At 47.7% G+C, this 18,388-nt stretch carries 14 protein-coding genes and 1 pseudogene; 5 read left to right on the forward strand and 10 right to left on the reverse strand.

The features are described 5' to 3' along the window. The first annotated feature begins 259 nt into the window (after positions 1–259). The 3 genes from B9T62_RS22190 to B9T62_RS22200 all read left to right on the forward strand — a co-directional run bounded on the left by B9T62_RS22190 (position 260) and on the right by B9T62_RS22200 (position 6,614). On the forward strand, positions 260–3,610 hold the full coding sequence (locus B9T62_RS22190; RefSeq protein WP_157793965.1) for a GH36-type glycosyl hydrolase domain-containing protein: 3,351 nt from the start codon (positions 260–262) through the stop codon (positions 3,608–3,610). A gap of 32 nt (positions 3,611–3,642) precedes the next feature. After that, positions 3,643–5,811 carry a beta-glucosidase BglX gene (bglX, locus tag B9T62_RS22195; protein ID WP_087917292.1) on the forward strand — a complete coding sequence of 723 codons (2,169 nt, stop codon included), beginning with the start codon at positions 3,643–3,645 and terminating at the stop codon, positions 5,809–5,811. 278 nt (positions 5,812–6,089) lie between these two features. Further along, positions 6,090–6,614 carry a DUF4241 domain-containing protein gene (locus tag B9T62_RS22200; RefSeq protein WP_087917293.1) on the forward strand — a complete coding sequence of 175 codons (525 nt, stop codon included), beginning with the start codon at positions 6,090–6,092 and terminating at the stop codon, positions 6,612–6,614. 480 nt (positions 6,615–7,094) lie between these two features. On the opposite strand, the gene B9T62_RS22205 is transcribed toward B9T62_RS22200, so the two are convergent. Together B9T62_RS22205 and B9T62_RS22210 are read right to left on the reverse strand one after the other, a co-directional pair. Next, positions 7,095–8,078, reverse strand: coding sequence for a glycoside hydrolase family 43 protein (locus B9T62_RS22205; RefSeq protein WP_087917294.1), 984 nt, complete (start codon positions 8,076–8,078; stop codon positions 7,095–7,097). 377 nt (positions 8,079–8,455) lie between these two features. After that, positions 8,456–8,689: pseudogene (locus tag B9T62_RS22210) on the reverse strand (family 1 glycosylhydrolase); the annotation flags it as partial. Positions 8,690–8,896: 207 nt separating this feature from the next. On the opposite strand from B9T62_RS22210, the gene B9T62_RS22215 reads away from it, so the two are divergent. Further along, positions 8,897–9,115, forward strand: a complete 219-nt coding sequence (locus B9T62_RS22215) for a hypothetical protein (RefSeq protein WP_087917295.1) — start codon at positions 8,897–8,899, stop codon at positions 9,113–9,115. A 77-nt stretch (positions 9,116–9,192) separates the two neighbouring features. Here the strand turns inward: B9T62_RS22215 and B9T62_RS22220 are convergent, their stop codons facing one another. The 6 genes from B9T62_RS22220 to B9T62_RS22250 all read right to left on the reverse strand — a co-directional run bounded on the left by B9T62_RS22220 (position 9,193) and on the right by B9T62_RS22250 (position 14,428). Next, entirely contained in the window at positions 9,193–9,507 is a 315-nt protein-coding gene (locus tag B9T62_RS22220) for a hypothetical protein (RefSeq protein ID WP_087917296.1), read from the reverse strand. Positions 9,508–9,611: 104 nt separating this feature from the next. Then, on the reverse strand, positions 9,612–10,370 hold the full coding sequence (locus tag B9T62_RS22225; protein ID WP_087917297.1) for an amino acid ABC transporter ATP-binding protein: 759 nt from the start codon (positions 10,368–10,370) through the stop codon (positions 9,612–9,614). Then, entirely contained in the window at positions 10,363–11,103 is a 741-nt protein-coding gene (locus B9T62_RS22230; protein ID WP_087917298.1) for an amino acid ABC transporter permease, read from the reverse strand. The genes B9T62_RS22225 and B9T62_RS22230 overlap by 8 nt, the downstream gene beginning before the upstream one ends. Before the next feature lie 12 nt (positions 11,104–11,115). Next, positions 11,116–11,973 (reverse strand): transporter substrate-binding domain-containing protein, encoded by an 858-nt coding sequence (locus B9T62_RS22235; protein ID WP_211296340.1) that lies wholly within the window; start codon positions 11,971–11,973, stop codon positions 11,116–11,118. A gap of 12 nt (positions 11,974–11,985) precedes the next feature. Then, positions 11,986–13,986: a glutathione S-transferase C-terminal domain-containing protein gene (locus tag B9T62_RS41505; RefSeq protein ID WP_342746088.1), complete on the reverse strand. Its 2,001-nt coding sequence runs from the start codon at positions 13,984–13,986 to the stop codon at positions 11,986–11,988. A 19-nt stretch (positions 13,987–14,005) separates the two neighbouring features. Next, positions 14,006–14,428 (reverse strand): GNAT family N-acetyltransferase, encoded by a 423-nt coding sequence (locus tag B9T62_RS22250; protein WP_087917300.1) that lies wholly within the window; start codon positions 14,426–14,428, stop codon positions 14,006–14,008. Positions 14,429–14,691: 263 nt separating this feature from the next. Here B9T62_RS22250 and B9T62_RS22255 point away from each other — a divergent pair, with 263 nt between their 5' ends. Continuing rightward, on the forward strand, positions 14,692–15,561 hold the full coding sequence (locus tag B9T62_RS22255; protein WP_087917301.1) for a helix-turn-helix transcriptional regulator: 870 nt from the start codon (positions 14,692–14,694) through the stop codon (positions 15,559–15,561). 36 nt (positions 15,562–15,597) lie between these two features. On the opposite strand, the gene B9T62_RS22260 is transcribed toward B9T62_RS22255, so the two are convergent. Then, positions 15,598–17,007: a 6-phospho-beta-glucosidase gene (locus tag B9T62_RS22260; protein ID WP_087917302.1), complete on the reverse strand. Its 1,410-nt coding sequence runs from the start codon at positions 17,005–17,007 to the stop codon at positions 15,598–15,600. 24 nt (positions 17,008–17,031) lie between these two features. Next, positions 17,032–18,381: a PTS sugar transporter subunit IIC gene (locus B9T62_RS22265; protein WP_087917303.1), complete on the reverse strand. Its 1,350-nt coding sequence runs from the start codon at positions 18,379–18,381 to the stop codon at positions 17,032–17,034. Positions 18,382–18,388: the final 7 nt, after the last annotated feature.

An 18,388-nucleotide genomic window follows, 5' to 3' on the forward strand; every position in this document is an offset into this window, starting at 1 on the left:
TTTATTTGTGAATCCCCTTGCGAAGAGCATACTCCCGAAATGTATGCGCTGTCAATTATTATTATTTATAATTTTCAAGGACTATTATTACACTTTATCCGTGAAATGTTCAAAAAAAGCCATTATTCCAATGATTATTGACAATTTTCAGGCTTGGTACTAATATCGAGGTGTATCAATAATGGAAACGTTTCTATTGTTTATTCATTCCCTATTCCCTTTACATGTCATATCCATGCACTGGAAAGAGAGGGTTGTTATGATCTTCACACAACAAACCAACATAATTACTTTGATTCGCGATGATTTCAGGTACCATTTCCTGCCAACAGGAGACATCTTCGAATTCACCCATGCGCCATTCCTCATCAATCAGTTCCAAGGAAATCCAATGGATGGCTCGGCCAACAATATTTATCTGCGTGTGCATACGGCGCAAGGCATTGACAGCTATCCTCTGCTCGGAATCCGTTCCGGCTCCAAGCTGTCTTATAACCACGAACGGCTGATCTTCGATGGCTCTATAGAAACGATTAATTATCGTGTAACTTTTGCTCCTGCTGCGGATGGAATTTGGTTCTGGCATATCCAGCTCTCGGGAAACGGGGAAACGGTTGATGTGATCTATGGACAGGATATCGGAGTCGCTGAACAAGGCGGCGTGTTGTCCAATGAGCTGTATATGAGTCAATATCTCGATCACAGCATTTGGGAAGGTGCCCACGGCTATGCCGTATGCTCACGCCAGAACCAGCCGCAGGGCACTGCTTTTCCTTATCTGCAGCAAGGTGTGCTGGGGACCCGGGCAGTTGGCTATTCAACGGACGGCATGCAGTTCTTCGGCTTATCCTATAAGGCCACGCATATTCCCCAAGTCCTGCACAGCGGCCTGCCCTGCCAGAATTATCAATATGAGCTATCCTATACGGGTTTGCAAACAGAGCAAATACAGCTGACGGGGCCCGTCCAGTTTGCCTTCTATGGCCTTTTCCGCCCGACTCATCCTGCTGCAGTAACCTCACTTGAATTTCAGTCCGAGCTGCAGGCAGCTTATGCCGCGATAGATTGGAACCGGAGTGATACTGTGCAGGACGGTGAGGCGCCTAAGCTCAGTGGTGAAATTGGCCAGCCCTATGTTTCTCCCCAGTGGTCGCAGGCTGAGATTGATGCGGCTTATCCTGAACGCAAGCTTGAAGAATACCAGGATGGTGAGCTGTTGTCCTTCTTCACCTTGGACCACGTCCATGTCGTTCTGCAGCCGAAGGAACTCTTGGTTGAACGTCCGCACGGGCATATCATCACAACCCTATTGGACAACAAGCAAGTGAATACCAACCTGATTACATCCACCAATTATATGTACGGTATCTTCAACGGGCAGACGGTGGTGGGCAATACCTCTTTTCATAAGCTGCTCTCCACCCCGCGCGGTCTGCTGAATATTCTCAAAAATACCGGACAGCGCATCTATATCCGCCAGGAGGGTGTCTATCAGATCCTCACCCTGCCGGCGGCTTACGAGATGGGTGTTAACTGTGCCAAATGGCATTACAAGCTGAATGACGATACCTTGACGGTCACCAGCTTTGCCGCAGCCAATCAACCGGATATTGTTCTGCAGGTCCAGTCCAAGCTAGGCAGATCCTACGATTGCCTGGTTACCAGCCAGCTTGTAGTGGGAGAACATGAATTCCAGCGTCCGGTGAGAGTCAGCGCCGACAACGGAATTCTGCAGATTTCGCCAGATGAAGATGCGTGGCGGAATAATCCTTATCCCGGCCTGCATTATGACATTCAATTGCCGGACACCGCGTACACTTTCGGCGATGACCGGATGTTCTATACAGATGGCCTGCCGCGCAACGGGACTCTGCTTACAATTTCGATAGCGCAGTCCTCTGGCTTCCAGCTTGTGATGCAGGGAAGATTAGGGCACACGGAGAGCCTCCCGCTGCTGTCTCCCTACACCTTGGAAACCGAAGCAGCACAGTACAGAGCATTCTTTGAGGCCTTCACCTCCCGCTTCCAGCTCCAGATTGAAGGAGCGGAACAGGTACGGATTGATACTATGAATGAAACCGTATGGTGGTATACGCATAATGCGATGACCCATTTTATTGTGCCGCATGGCCTTGAGCAGCCGGGCGGGGCAGCATGGGGCACACGGGATGTGTGCCAGGGACCGATGGAGTATTTCCTGATGACCCAGCATTATGAATTGGCCCGAAACGTACTGCTGGAGATTTACGCCCACCAGCTGTGGGAGAGCCGGGAGTGGCCGCAATGGTTTATGTTCGATCAGCATCCGGTCCAGTCGCATGAATGGCATGGCGATGTTGTACTATGGCCGCTTAAATGCATCGGCGATTATATTATGGCTACAGGAGACCACTCGATTCTCCATGAAGAGGTTGCCTACCGCCATCAGGCAGATGCCCTGCCGAGCCGGCAGGCCGAATCCGTTCTGGAGCATGTCAGAGCAGCTGTAGAAACAATCTGCAAGCGCTTCCTTCCAGGCACAGCCCTGATCAATTATGCCGGAGGCGACTGGGATGATACCCTGCAGCCTGCCGATGAAGCAATGAAGACCAAGCTGGTGAGCGCCTGGACTGTTGCTCTGGCCTTCCAGGTCATCCGCAACCTGTCGCAGGTTACAGCAGTCGATCCTGAATTCTCCGCCAGACTTGCCGGGATGGCTGAGGAGATGAAGGCTTCCTTCGAGACCTTGCTGATCAAGGATGATGTCATTGCCGGGTTCGCTTACTTCCAAGACGCGGAGACTATCGAATATATGCTTCATCCGCAGGACAATCATACCGGCATCCACTATCGCCTGCTGCCGATGACACGCAGCATTATTGCCGAACTGGTGGACCCTGGGCAGGCGGCAGCCAATCTGCGTCTGATCGATGAGCACCTGAGTTGCCCGGATGGCGTGCGGCTGATGGACCGTCCGGCCCGCTATGAAGGCGGCGTAAGCACCATCTTCCGCCGCGCCGAGCAGGCTGCCAGCGTCGGCCGTGAAATCAGCTTACAATATGTTCATGCCCATATCCGCTATCTTGAAGCCGCCGCCAAGCTGGGCGAAGCGGACCGTGCCTGGGAAGGTCTGTTCCAGATCAATCCGATCAACATCCGCGACAGCGTCCCTAATGCGCAGCTGCGTCAGAGCAATATGTATTTCAGCAGTTCGGACGGGGATTTCCCTGACCGCTACAGCTATCAGGAGAATTTCGACCAGCTGCGAACCGGCAGCGTCCAAGTGAAAGGCGGCTGGCGCTTGTATTCCAGCGGCCCCGGCATTTACCTCAATCAGCTGATCTCAAGCATCCTGGGAATCCGTTTCGCTGCCGATGCGCTTGTCATTGATCCGGTGCTTCCGGCCAGCCTCGATGGGCTGCGCTTCACGTATCAATGTTTCGACCGTACGCTAACCTTTGTATATCACATCAGCTCAGGCCCATCCCGCACACCGGAGCTGCGTGCCGGAGGCGTTGCCGTTACCGGCCATGTCCTCTCCAATCCGTATCGCCCGGGAGCCTTAAGTATTGCCAAAAGCACCTTGCTTGCGCTCACGGACACGGAACTGCACATTTATTTATCCCAATAACTTTCAGTGTGCTCAGGAAGAAGGAGTTAACCATGACTAAACCGTTTATCCAAGATCTTGTGAAGGATATGACACTGGACGAGAAACTGGCCCAATTGACCCAGCTTGGTCCTTACTACTGGGGTCTGGACGATACCGTGGATTTAACGGGTCCGTTCAAGGAGCTTAACCTTAAACCACAAGTAATGAAGAATATTGGAAGCGTCCTGAATGGCATTGGAGCACGGAATGTGATCGGGCTGCAGACCCGGCATTTGCAGACGAGCCGCCAGAAGATCCCCCTGCTCTTCATGGCCGATGTCATTCACGGCTACCGGACCATCTTGCCGATTCCGCTGGCGATGGGCTGCAGCTTCGACCTGGAGGCCTGTGAAAGATTTGCCGAGATTGCAGCCAAGGAGAGTGCGGCTGCCGGTATTCATGTCACTTTCTCACCCATGACCGATCTCGTACGCGATCCGCGCTGGGGGCGCGTCATGGAAACCTCCGGCGAGGACCCTTATCTGAATGCCCGGGTTACCGAGAGCATGGTCTGCGGCTATCAGGGCAAAGACCTGAAGGAAAAAGGACGCATCGCCGCCTGTGTGAAGCATTTCGCCGCTTATGGCGCGCCTGAAGGCGGCCGCGAATATAATACGGTCGATATGTCCTCCGGTGTCTTGCGTGACTTTTATCTGCCTGCCTATAAAGCAGCCGTAGATGCCGGGGTATCCATGGTGATGGTCGCCTTCAATACGATAGACCGTATACCGGCAAGCGGTAATGAACAGCTTCTCCGCGGTATTCTGCGGGAGGAATGGGGCTTTAGCGGCGTTACCATCGCCGACTTCAATTCTGTCAATGAGCTGATCCCCCATGGCAATGCTCAAGATGGACGTGAAGCAGCGGAGAAAAGTCTGGCTGCCGGGCTTGATATCGAGATGATGTCTACTCACTATCTCAATCATGGTGCAGATCTGGTGGAGCAAGGCAAGCTCGATGTCGCTTTGATCGACGAAGCTGTGGTCCGGGTGCTGGAGCTGAAGGATGCGCTGGGTCTGTTCGACAATCCGTTTAAGGATGCTGATCCACTGGTGGATGAGGCTGCTGAACCCAACACGGTGCATCTGCAGGCTGCGCGGGAGCTGGGCGCCGGCTCGGTTGTGCTGCTGAAGAATGACCATGAGACTCTGCCGCTTAAACGGGGCATGAAGATTGGCCTGGCTGGTCCCTTCGCCACCTCCGTTCATGTGCTGGGCGGCTGGGCCGGGACGGAGAAGGATCCGGCGGTATCGCTCCACACAGGTATTTCTAACAAAACCTCTGAGGGCGATATTCTCACGGCCATGACGAATGAGCTGGGGAGCATGCTGGAGGGTATCTTTGATGTGGAGGATGAAGTAGAAGAAGCGTATCACCGCTTGAAGGACTGCGATGTCATTCTCGCTGCTGTCGGCGAGAATCAGCAGGATACCGGGGAAGGCGGCAGCAAGACCAGCCTGCGCCTGTCGGCCAATCAGGAGAAGCTGATCTGGCGCCTGAAAGATACCGGCAAAAAAATCGTCACCATTGTATTCAGCGGCCGGCCGCTGGAGCTGAAGCCTATCCTTGCGGCCAGTGACGCGCTGCTGCAAGCCTGGTTTCTGGGTTCAGAGTCAGGGAATTCGCTAGCCGATGTTCTATTCGGAGACTATAATCCGTCCGGACGTTTGTCCATGAGCTTTCCCTATACGGTGGGGCAAATTCCTGTGTATTACAACGCTTATCAAACAGGACGCCCTTATGATCCCAACTACCCGCAAGTCCGTTATGTAACCCGATATCTGGACTGTCCCAATGACCCGCTATTCTGCTTCGGCTATGGTTTGAGCTATTCCCATTTTGCTTACAACAGCTTTGCGGTTGAAGCGGCTGAGGCGTCCGATCAGATTATCGCCTCCATTGAGGTGGAGAATACTTCAGACATCGCCGGCAAAGAAACCGTTCAACTCTATATCCATGATGTCAGTGCAAGTGTCGTACGTCCGGTCAAAGAGCTGAAGGGCTTCCGCCAGCTGTCCTTGGCAGCGCATGAGAAACAGGTGGTCTCCTTCGAGATCACCAAGGACATGCTGATGTTCTATGGCAAGGACGATCAGCTTGTCTTCGAGCCTGGAGAATTTGAACTTATGATCGGCAGAAACTCCTCGGATTATTGCTCAGAGCGGATCTGGATCGGCTGACCTGAGGAATCCATACAAGTATACTGACGTTTTTGGCAGAGAGGGGATTCCCATAATGAAGGGCAATTTATCTTTCCAGATCCAAGGCAAACCCAGTGTACAAGCCCAAGGAAGAGTGGTTTAAAAATTAAACCTTTATTCGTAATCCTTCGAATAAAGGTTTTTTTATCCGTTTAGGGTTATTCATTATAATCTGCTCGTTTCATTATTGAACATCTAGTAAAATGATTGAAAGATCTATTTTTATAAATACTTATACAGTTATCGGAGGAGCTCTTATGATTATTCAATTGGGAAATTTTGAAATTACTTCTGGCAAATTGGTTGTATCTGATCCGTGTTATGAGCTAAATACAGAAACTATTATTATGGGTGTGCTTGATAAAGCGTTAAATGGAACATGGGTCAGTCAAGTAGAGAAGACAGAAGTTAGAGATTGGGGCGAAGCGTGTTCCAAATTAATGGCTTGCCATAGTTCGGTTGCTGAACAAGCGGAATATTTGGAATGGGTGAAGTGTCATTTTATTGTTGGAGTGGATAGTGGGCAAGCAGGGATTTTTGACATCAACAAGTATAGAATCCCTGATGCTGTACCTCAGGAGCTGGATTCGCAGGGAGATAGTGATTGGTACTTTGCTTGTTGTGATATTACTGAAAGTAGTCTTGAAGCTGGAGTTATAGATGGAGGTGTAGTATCACATACAGGTATCGGAGACGGTGCTTATGGGGCATATATTGCCACAAACCATCAGAATTACATTATCGGTGTAAAGATTGTATTTATTAAGACTTCAGAGTTCTAACCCGACAATAAGACTATAAACAATATGAATATAGATAACCATTTTTTCTCAGTCAATATGCTCGCCTCTCAATTCTTATAACCTATTGTGCTGTCAAAACATTGAAAAAAAACTTATTGGTGCAAATGGTACTAAACCTCGTTCTTTTTTATCAAAAAGAAGTTTACTACTTAGGGCCCCCTTTTTTCCATGTGTTACTCGTCCGAGCCTGTCATACAACACTGCGCGACAAGGAGGCTAAGAATAACAAAGGAAGGCCGTCGCCCGTAACCTGCGCTTCACTTTCAGACTACTAAGGGACTCAGGAGCCCTCCCACAAAAAAACCTCTGTTTAGGGCTTGTTTTGGCGACTTAGCGGCTATGCGGTCCGCTAGGAAGCGGGTTACCTTAAGTTCAAGCGACTGAAAGCGCCAAGCCCCATTGCCATTACGGTGCAATGTGCGGCTGGCGCTTTTCTGTTAACCGGAACTTCACTTTGTCCTATTCTTGATAAGGTTGAATCGTTTGAATGGTTCCATCCGCATTGTACTTCAGTTCCGTATATTTCACACAACGTTTGTGGTTGACGCCATCCGACAGGGAGCAGTCATGATAGAAGAGGTACCATTTATCTTCAAACTGGACAATGGAATGATGGGTGGTCCAGCCGATGACAGGAGTAAGAATGGTTCCTTGGAAGGTATAAGGACCCTGCGGGCTCCGGCTGATGCCATATACCAGCTTATGTGTTGTTCCAGTCGAATACGACAGGTAGTAATAATCATTATATTTATGAACCCATGGGCCTTCAAAATATCTTCGATTCTCATCACCCGCAAGAATAGGGTTCCCCTCTTCGTCAATAATCGAAATCTCTTGCGGCTCCTCCTTAAACAACAGCATATCGTCGCTTAGCAGGGCCACACGCGGCCCCAACGCCGGCTTGTCCGCCGGAGGGCCTTCGGTTTGCGACGCTTCGAAGGTGCCGGTCTGCCACTTCTCCAGTTGCCCTCCCCAGAGGCCGCCGAAATACATATAGGCTTGTTCGTCCTCATCGACGAACACCGCAGGGTCTATGCTATAGCTGCCTTTGATATAATCGATCTCCGGCTTAAAGGGTCCTGCAGGCGAAGGGGACGTTGCCACCCCAATCCGGAAGATTCCATCATGATCACGTGCCGGAAAGAACAGATAGTACAGATTGTTCTTGTACGCAGCATCCGGTGCCCACAGCTGGGCTGAGGCCCAAGGGATATCACGTAAATGCAGAGCTTCTCCATGATCTACAACAGGAGAATCGAAGTTTCTCATGGACAATACGTGGTAATCCTCCATGGCATATTGGTCACCATTGTCGTTATCTGGTCCATTATGATCGAGATCGTGTGAAGGGTAGACATAGATTTCACCTTCAAAAACATGAGCGGATGGATCGGCGGTATACATGTGGGTCACAAGGGGTTGATTAGGTTTGGGATCATTCATGATTGGACACTCCTTTAGCGTATTTGCATTTTTCCGGTAGTTGACTGCACTTTTCAATGCAACCGTTTACATAGACAATGCTATTTTACACTAACCTCCGGTCCCCTCCTATAGCAAAAATAAAGAACTTACCATACTAATCATAGATTCTATCCAGAATTAGATAGAGTACACCGCTTTAGAATTCAACGGATAAAAGACAATGAGAAGTAATGTGGACTATCATTCGCTGAAATAGCAGCGCCGGCTGCACATTGCCTACAAGGTGCAGCCGGCGCTGCTTAGGCTTGGCTGATCATTATTTCCTTAATCAGTACCCACCGATCCCGGGGATTGGGGATGTCTCTATTCCGTCATCGGCAAGTTCCGGCATGGGGTCAGCGGATTTCTCCGTGCGAGGCTATCAGCTGCTGATACCAGTAGAAGCTCTGCTTGCGCACGCGGCGCAGCTCCTTCAGTTCAAACTCTTCGCGGTCCACATAAATAAAGCCGTAGCGTTTGCTTGATCCTTGATGTGTGCTGACCAGATCAATGGCCGACCACGGACAAAAGCCGAAGACTTCCACTCCATCCGTAAGCGCCAGCTGAATCTGCTCAATATGCTTGCGGAAAATATCGAAAGCCCAGCCCATTGCCTATCACCACATATTCATGGCCGACCTGGGCAAGTTTCAGCCGAAAAAAGGAGGCCCATGTCATAGACACGGGCCTCCTTAAATAAGTTTAGAATTGATAATTACAGAGAAGTATAGTATTTTATAAGAGTAACTGATATAAGAGTAAATGAATTGATAATATTTGAAAGGTGGTGTATACAAATGGAAAAAATGTGTATGGAAATGATGATGAATATGTGTATGGAAGACATGATGGCCAAGATGAATTCTATGAAAATGTGCATGGAAAAAATGTCTGAAATGGGTATGATGGAAACAGGCATGGATATGGACATGATGATGAAGAAAATGCAAAGCTGCGATGAAATGATGACAATGTGTATGACAATGATGCGTGAAAACATGCAAATGTCTAAGTAATTCAATTGTTAAATTCATTATTTTGAAACCTTCGCAAGCCTTGGCAGAGCAGACTAACTGCATGCCTTTTTTATTTTCTAAATAGTCCGTATATATTTTTTTTGAATCTTATTAGACAGTTTAACCCTCTCCAGTTTAAGCTCCCAGATCTCTTCTTTCCAGCGGGATTGCTCACCTGAGCCCTCATTTTCACGCAACTTATTGAACAAATCCAATAAACTAGCGTTAACATCATCAAAGCGACTCCACAGTTCTCTTACACTTTGTTCATCTTTCTCCAATGGAGTGGAAGCCTTCAGGTTCTTCAAACTTTCTATAATCTCTTCCTGCCACTGTCCATCGTTAATTGCTTTAGCGTAGTTAAGAAGATCCAGATAATCATCGACTGACATGTGTACCGACTCCTTAATCTCTATATACCAAGTATTATACTCGGTATTGTACACATTGCAATAGGGTTCATTAAAAAAGTTGTTATTTAGTTGTGGTTCCTCTTTTAAATTGTAAATTCCGGTTCCTGATCGCGATAATAATTAGTCAGGAATTGTTTGGTGCGATCGGATTTCGGATGTGAAAATACTTCCTCGGGCGATCCATCCTCCAGGATCACGCCTTGATCAAGAAACAGCACTCTCGTAGCCACTTTGCGGACAAAATTCATTTCGTGGGAAACCAGCAGCATCGTATTTCCTTCCTCCGCCGCCTTCCTGATGGTATCCAGCACCTCGCCTACCAGCTCCGGATCAAGTGCTGAGGTGGGTTCATCAAACAGAAGGATTTTGGGCTGCATAGCCAATGCTCTGGCAATGGCCACACGCTGCTGCTGCCCGCCTGACAGCTGTTTGGGATAATGATTCATTCTGTCGGATAAACCAACCCTTCCAAGATGCAGAGCAGCCGTTTTCCGCGCTTCTTCCTTCGCTATTTTTTTGACGACAATCAAGCCCTCCATCACGTTCTCCAGAGCCGTCTTCTGCCGGAACAGATTGAATTGCTGAAACACCATGGCCGTGCTCCTCCGAAGCTCCAGCACATCCGTTTTGTTTTTCCTGGAGATATCCACTTGAAGCTCGTCAATCCTGATGATCCCTTCATCCGGCACCTCAAGCAGATTGATGGATCGCAGCAGGGTGGACTTGCCGGCGCCTGATGAACCGATTACCGCCACGATATCCCCTTTTTGAATCGTCAAGTCAATATGATCCAGGACCTTGTGTTTATGGAATGATTTCGTTAACCCGCGAATCTCAATCAAGGATCACATCTCCTTTTCGTTTCCTCAAGCTCTTGAAGTCAATATCCAGCCGCTTCTCCAGCAAGGCAATCGCCTGTTCAATGACTATCGTCATCGCCCAATAAATCAAGGCCAGTGAGCAATAGGACTCAAAAAAACGCAGATTATTCCCGGCCAGAATTCTCGACTGTGCTGTAATCTCCACTACCGAACAGACAAAAGCAAGCGAGGTTCCCTTCATCAGCCCAATCAAGGCGTTCCCAAGCGTAGGAAGGGCTACGATAAAGGCTTCGGGAAGAATGATCCGTCTTAAGACCTGGCCATAGGTCATTCCCAGTGAATGCGCCGCTTCGATCTGGCCTTTGTCAACAGACTGCAGGGCTGCCCGGATGATTTCGGAGCTGTAAGCTGCTTCATTCAAAGACAAAGCAAGCAGCACGTAGAAAATGGAGGGAATAGAATTCACGTTATAGCTTGTTTCATGATAGTAATTATAATATTTCAATACCAGCGGTATACCGGCATAAGACAAATACAGCTGAACCAGGACAGGCGTTCCTCTGATAAAAGAAATGAATACCACACTGATCTGATACAGCACAGGTATTTTTTTCATCTTGATGATGGCGAGCAGGAGCCCCAGAAGGAGCCCCACCACCATGGAAATTGCCGTCAGTTCCAGCGTAACCGGCAAATACTTCAACAGTTTGGGAATCAGTGTAAAAACCAATTCAATATCGAATATATTAGGCATATGGGATGTCCTCTACTGAACTTCTGGAGCAAAATCGCCATTCAAATACTGCTCACTGAGCTTGGAAACCGTGCCATCTTGGATTAATCCCTGAATCCGCCCATTAACATCCTTCAGCAGCTGGTCGCTGTTCCCGCCCTTGCTGAGAATCAGATAGCTATAAGGTACGCCGATCCGATCGGTATCCTCCTGTGACAGCGGAATAGCTTTCAGCTTCAATCCGTACTCCTTAATATAAAGTTGAAGCATGGCTGCATCAATCAAATTGAAGTCATCGGCCCCGCTTTCCACATTTTGCAGAATGGTTACCAGTTCAGCATCGCTGTATTTCAGAACAACCGGAGTTTTGGCCATTTCCTTGTTATACTTCTCCAGGGCAACTGTATAGTTTACGCTTGGACTGACTTCTGTCGTTTTCCCTTCCAAATCAGCAAAGGACTTAATATCAGTGCGGTCTTCCTTCACCGCAATTACAAACTGGTTTTTGAAGATTGGGTCGGAATAGTTGTATTTTTCTTTTCTCTCTGCGTTACTGGCAAAATTGTTGGCACCGATTTGATAACGGTCGGAGTCCAAGCCGGCGAAGATAGAAGGGAACTCGGTTTTCTCAATATTAAGTTTGTATTGGGGCAGTCCTTCGAAGATCGCTTTCACTACCTGGATATCATATCCGTCGATCTCATTGCTGTCGTTTACATAAGAGAAGGGTTTCGGCGCACCGCCTGTAGCAACATTAACCGTTATTTGCTCGTTGTTTGCAGAACTATTATTTCCTGTTTTCTCAGAATCCTTCTCATTGCCGCAAGCCACAATCCCGACCAGCAGCACCGCTGCCGTAAGCCCTAATCCAAGTGTTCTCCATGTCTTCATCCTCATGTCCCCCTATTGTCTAGTCTGAAATTTATGCTCTGGATCAGCGCTTTTCTCTTGTCTGTTATGCGGCGCCGACCAAAGACCCTCGTAATCAATCTGCGCCCAGAAACGGGTATTATAGTCAATGAAAATGGTCGATGTGTCGCCGTTCGATTTGGCCAGATCCCGCAGATAGGTATTATTCTTGAAGGCAGGGATTTCGTATAAGTCTCGCGCATACCCCCAGATGTTATTGAAATCAACAATGCGGTTACGCAGAGGACCCATATTTTTGAAATAATACGTATCAAAACGGGCCAGTGTGACAAATAAACGGACATCGGAGTCTGTAACATAATCGCCGAACAAAAACCGGCTGTCCGCAAGCCGCTCCTCTATGGAATCCAGCGCCCTATACAAATGGTCAAAAGCATCGTTGTAGGCTTCGATCGACTGGGCGAACATGGCCTTATATACGCCGTTGTTGACGTTGTCAAACAAGAAGTCATTGTATCTGTCTATCTCCGTTCTAAGCTCTGACGGATACAAATCAGGGGCGCCTGCTTGATGAAACGGAGCGAATTCATGCTCCAGATAATTAGTCAACCAGACGTAATCGTTATTTACAACTTTCCCGGTTGTGACGTCAACTACAGCAGGCACCGTGGGTCTTCCCTTATAATCCGGATCGCCATTGGCGTATAATTCACTGAGAAATTGCACGCCCAGCACCGGATCTGTCTGATTCTCATTGTAGACAAATTCCCAGCCAAGGTTCTGCTCATGCTTGCCGCGCCCCACCAGATTAATACTGATCGCATCCTCCAGCCCCAGCAATTCCCGTACGATAGAGGCGCGGTTGGACCAATGGCAACCCTTCGCCCAGATCAGACGATACCGGCCTGCTTCAACCGGCAGCTTGCCTTCTCCGTCACCGAAGGGAACTGTAAAGTGATTTTTTTGACGCACGAAGTAGCCCTTCTCATCAATCTCTTGCTCGGTTTCCTTAGGTCTTACACGTATATTAGCTTTAGAAGTCATGGCTACCGCCTCCTCTTTTAAATGGCTGAATCTGTTTCTGTCGTGAGGATTGTTCCACTGGCTCAAATCCGGTCCTTTGGGCAATATCCGATAAGGGTTGGAGCCTTCAGTACTTAACAGCACGGATAGATGGTAATGCTTCTTGATGGCTTCAAAATCAGTCGTATCTCCAAAGCCCGGAGTCTGGTATAGATCTCTGGCATAGGCCCATAGATGGCGATAATCGGCAATCCGCTGCCGGTTCGTGCGGAACACGGTGAAATAAGCGATATCGAAGCGAACCAGCGTGGTATACAGCCGGACATCCGAATCGGTCAGCTGATCTCCGAACAAATAACGGCGCGCAGAAAGACGTTCTTCCAATTCATCCAATCGTTCGAACAAAGCTGTATAGGCTTGCTCATAGGCTTCCTGCGAGCGGGCAAAACCAGCCTTGTATACACCATTATTCACATCAAGAAAGATTCGCTCGTTCAGCTCATCGATCTCGGCTCGCAAATGCAGGGGATACAGATCCGGTGCGTCCTGCTTATGCAGCGGAGCCCATGCAGTCTCCAAATGATTGGTCAGCTTAAAATAATCGTTATGTACTACCTTACCTGTCGCGATTTCTACGATTGCCGGTACCGTAGGGCGCCCAAGATAATCAGGCTCGGCTGCCAGATAGGCTTCACTCAAATAACGGATACCCAGAACCGGGTCCTTTTCGCCTTCATCCAGCGTAAAGGCCCAGTCCGGATGCGGAAGATCGGGCCGGATCGGGTTCACTGTGCCGAGACTGATGGTTTCTTCGAGTCCCAGCAAGCGCCGCACTATGACCGCGCGGTGTGCCCAGGGGCAGGCAGCAGACCAAATCAGCCGATAACGCCCCTGTTCCACCGGAAACCCGTCCGGACCACCCCCAAATGAAGCGGAGAAACGGTTGGTCTGCCTTACAAATGATCCATTCGTTGCAATTTCTGCCGGTGATGCCTGGACTTTATTGTTCATCTGGAATAACCTCCTTGTACTACTCGATAAAACCCATTTCCTCTACCTTGGCCTCATTCGCATAGAGAGCCAAACCCGTTCTCATCTTGCGGAAACCCAAATGCTTATAGAATTCCAGCTTATCCGGGTGCGTGAATAGAATTACGTTGCAGTGCCTGACAAATCCCAGTAAATCCTCAATGATTATCCGTCCAATACCCAAGCCATGATACCGTGGCGTCACCGCGATATTATATATAGCTGCCTGAAATATGCCGTCAGAAATCGCACGCCCGATTCCGATCATTTCATTGCCGTCATAAACGAAGCTTACGGCATAGCTGTTCTCAAACGCTTGCCGATGGTCATCTGCAGAGGCGTTGGACAAGCCGAAATGTTTAAGCAGCTCCGCTACTTCCTCCCAATTCCTGCCGTGGCAATCATTCCCGATATAGATATTCATCCGAATTCTCCATGCCTTTCCTAATAAGATGTGCTTTCATTAAGTAAATACGTCAGATGCTTCTCATCTCCCGATATCGCACTAATCTCATCGGTTTATATGATTATAGGTTGATTATAACTATACTTATAGTAAAAAACGGAACCTTCGTTCACACTTTCTACGCTTGACTTCAACGTCAGGACTCGTTTTAATGTGATTATCTCTTCCAATACTCATAATTCATATTGGTTAAATGCGTTTTATAAAAAGGGGGATTCATCGTGAATGTGCATACAAGACCATCCATACTCTACAAGCCCTTCCAGCCCGCTTTCGAAAAGATGCTGCATTCCTATACCGAATACAAGTCTTCCCTGACTGTTCCATACGGCGGAGGCATTCAGATTTACAGATTTTACATGGATGACTCGCATGTCAATCAAATGTTCGTCATCCCGGAAGGCTGCATGAGTCTGGTAATTTGCTGCCACCGGGATCACCCGTCCGCCAATATATGCGGTACTTTGTACAAGGGCAGACAAGGCTTTTTTGTCCGTTCGGAGTGCGAATACATGGTTATTCGTTTTCTGCCGGGATATGCGGAGCATTTCTTTCAATATCCCACAGGTGAATTTAGCGAGCTGGAAATTCCGGTGCAGGATGTTCTCCCCCATGCGGCTGAATTGCTGGAACGGGTGGTGGAGAAGAATACTTTTCATGAACGCGTTCAAGCATTTGAAGAATTTTATGGAAGATATATAAGGAACAAGCTGGAGATTCCCCGGCTCATTGAATATTTGACTGATCAAATTATCTGCACCCACGGCAAGCTGCATGTTAACGATTTATCACAGGATACAGGCTATTCCAGCCGTTATTTAATCAAAGTCTTTGAAAGGTATATTGGGGCTTCCCCGAAGCTGTTTAGCCGCATTATCCGCTTCCAGTATGTGCTGAAATCTTTGGAGAGTAAGCATTACAAAGAAACCCTGGAGCAAATCTCTGAGCTTGGTTATTTTGATCAGAATCACTTCATTAAGGAGTTCAAGGAGTTTAGTCTGACGACTCCGAAAAAGTATGCAATGAAAGGAACTACAGGCAATCTTAATAATGAACCTTCGGAAAGATATAAAAAAAGCATTAGACTATGAATCAGTCTAATGCTTTTTTTGAATTTTATTTGGGTATCACAATACTTCTCCATTACTCGATATTACTTGTTTATACCATTCAAAGCTTTTTTTGCGTGTTCTTGTGAGGGTGCCGTTTCCATTGTTGTCCTTGTCCACATGAATGAAGCCGTAGCGCTTCTCCATCTCCCCGGTTCCTACCGAAACAAGATCTATACAGCCCCAGGAGGTATAGCCTATAACCTCTACCCCATCAATTTCGATTGCCTTCTTCATTTCCCCAATATGTTCCTTGATATATTCGATCCTGTAATCATCCTGAATGCTTCCATCAGCTTCAATAGTATCCGTTGCCCCAAGTCCGTTCTCCACTACAAACAAAGGCAGCTGATAGCGGTCGTACAAGCTGTTCAGAATGAGGCGCAGACCCACAGGGTCCATTTGCCATCCCCATTCACTGGCTTTAAGGTATGGATTTTTGACTCCACCCCGTATCATGTTTCCACCGCTTGCCTCTGCATTTTGACGGGTAGTTACAACGGTGGAAGCATAATAACTGAACCCGATGAAATCAACAGTCCCGTCTTTTAGAATCTGTTCATCGCCCGGTTCCATCCGAATAGATATGCCCTTGCGCTCAAATTCTTTCAGCTTGAATGACGGGTATTGGCCACGGCACTGGACATCCAGATAGAAGTGCCTCCGCTGCATCGCTTCCGCTGCCATTTGAACCTCTACGGGATTACAAGTCTCTGCATAGACCGGACTATAGGCAATCATCATGCCGATCTGCATTTGCGGATTTATGGATCGCGCCAATTGAACTACTTTTGCCGAAGCAATGAACTGATGATGGGCCGCCTGATACTCCTCCTGCCCGTCCTTTGCCCGCAAGTCTCCAATCCCGCCCGCATACCAAGGATGAAAGCAGATTACATTAATTTCGTTAAACGTCATCCAATACTTTACTTTGTTATGATAACGTTTAAACAACGTTGCGCAATACCGTTCATAGAATTCAATGAGCTTGCGGTTGCTCCATCCACCGTATTCCAATGCTAAATGCAGCGGTGTCTCATAATGCGAGATCGTAACCACAGGCTCAATTCCATATTTCAGACATTCATCAAACACATGTTCATAGAATGCCAGCCCTGCTTCATTAGGAATTTCTTCATCACCGCGAGGATAAATTCTGGCCCAGTTAATAGATAGACGGAAGCATTTAAATCCCATTTCGGCAAATAAAGCGATATCCTCCTTATATCGATGATAGAAATCTATTGCTTCATGACTCGGATATTGTTTACCTTCTTGAACAGTGTATGTCAACTCACGCGGCACACTTCGGCTGCCGGAAGTAACAACATCCGCTGTACTCAAGCCCTTCCCGTCCGTAAGATAGGCTCCTTCAATCTGATTGGCAGCTGTAGCTCCGCCCCATAGAAAATGTTCTGGAAATCCCACGATTGTTCCCTCCTAATCTGTCTATCAGGCATTTACAGACGCCGTATTTTTTTGTTCCGATTCGACGAGTTGTTTCTCATATGTTTTAAAGAATGGGTACCAGATTATGATGGATACCGGAACAAGCACCCAGGAGAAGATAAGGTTCTTGATGCTCATGGATTGAATAGCAGCACCTACACCAATAGGAAGATAGGCTTTGAGATAGATATAAGAACCTTCAATCCAACCCAAACTCCCGGCAATATAGCCCAGTGTGGCACAAAATACAGGTGAAAAAATCAATGGAATCAACATGACCGGGTTAAGCATAACGGGTGCTCCAAAAATAATAGGTTCATTAATTCCGAATAGAGCGGGAACAACTCCGGCTTTGCCTACCACCTTAAGTTGTTGGGATTTGCTTCTGATCATTAGAATAACCAAGCCGATCAAACTTCCTGAACCCCCGATTAAGGCATAGCTGAACGTGTGGACAGCATGGAATATCGGTTCTTGTCCGGCAGCAACAAGCTCTGCATTTTGTGTAATCAACTGAATACTGAGCGGCATAATCAGCGGATATACGAGAGCCATTCCATGGATGCCGAAGAACCATAAGAACATCCCGAAACTAATCAGAAGAGCCATTCCCCAAGGAGAATTCACGCCTTCCAGTCCTGGTGACAGCACCTTTGTAATTCCGTCAATCAGATTGAATCCAGTAACTTCCATAAGGAACACATTAAATCCGAAGACTAGAATAATGTTCAAGAATAATGGAATAATCGATGAAAAGGCTTGTGCGACACTCGGCGGAACAGAATCTGGCAGTGTCAGCTTCAGCCCCTTCCGGTCACAGAAACGGGTGACTTCAACGGTTATAATAGCGATAATCATAGCCCCAAAAATGCCTACGGTCCCCAAATTAGCTGCAGCAATTACGCTAATTGCCGCATCTCCCCCGGCTGCCAAAGTAGATGACAGTACTCCTGAAGTGATAGGGGCAGCAACCATAAAGAATATACAAAGTGAGATAATACCATTGGACAAGGCGCTCATTTTATAGGAAGCCGCCAATTTGTAAGCGATTGTAAACGAGACTAGTAAACCAAATAAATTCATAGTCATATTATAAGGAACTTTTAATATAGCCCCATAGTTTGTAGCGAGATCGATCCATCCATTAAGTAACCCTGAGAAAATCCAGGCGTTCGATGCGATTTCAGCTGTTACCGGAGGCGTTGAAATAATATTGAAAATGGCTCCAATCAGAGTGAGCGGCACCATAGCCGCAAGTCCGCCTGATATCGCCTGTAAGTGGCGTTGGTTGGCCACTCTTGCCCCAAAAGGGGCAAGCTTGTTTTGCATGATTTCTACAAATCGCTTCAACATCGTGTAA

The sequence above is a fragment of the Paenibacillus donghaensis genome (assembly GCF_002192415.1).
Lineage (GTDB): Bacteria > Bacillota > Bacilli > Paenibacillales > Paenibacillaceae > Paenibacillus_AQ > Paenibacillus_AQ donghaensis.

Coding starts and splice junctions, on each gene's coding strand:
- B9T62_RS22215 (WP_087917295.1), top strand. CDS start 8,897: ATGGAAAAAATGTGTATGGAAATGATGATGAATATGTGTATGGAAGAC.
- B9T62_RS22220 (WP_087917296.1), bottom strand. CDS start 9,507: ATGTCAGTCGATGATTATCTGGATCTTCTTAACTACGCTAAAGCAATT.
- B9T62_RS22190 (WP_157793965.1), top strand. CDS start 260: ATGATCTTCACACAACAAACCAACATAATTACTTTGATTCGCGATGAT.
- B9T62_RS41505 (WP_342746088.1), bottom strand. CDS start 13,986: ATGAACAATAAAGTCCAGGCATCACCGGCAGAAATTGCAACGAATGGA.
- bglX (WP_087917292.1), top strand. CDS start 3,643: ATGACTAAACCGTTTATCCAAGATCTTGTGAAGGATATGACACTGGAC.
- B9T62_RS22265 (WP_087917303.1), bottom strand. CDS start 18,381: ATGTTGAAGCGATTTGTAGAAATCATGCAAAACAAGCTTGCCCCTTTT.
- B9T62_RS22230 (WP_087917298.1), bottom strand. CDS start 11,103: ATGCCTAATATATTCGATATTGAATTGGTTTTTACACTGATTCCCAAA.
- B9T62_RS22235 (WP_211296340.1), bottom strand. CDS start 11,973: ATGAAGACATGGAGAACACTTGGATTAGGGCTTACGGCAGCGGTGCTG.
- B9T62_RS22205 (WP_087917294.1), bottom strand. CDS start 8,078: ATGAATGATCCCAAACCTAATCAACCCCTTGTGACCCACATGTATACC.
- B9T62_RS22200 (WP_087917293.1), top strand. CDS start 6,090: ATGATTATTCAATTGGGAAATTTTGAAATTACTTCTGGCAAATTGGTT.
- B9T62_RS22250 (WP_087917300.1), bottom strand. CDS start 14,428: ATGAATATCTATATCGGGAATGATTGCCACGGCAGGAATTGGGAGGAA.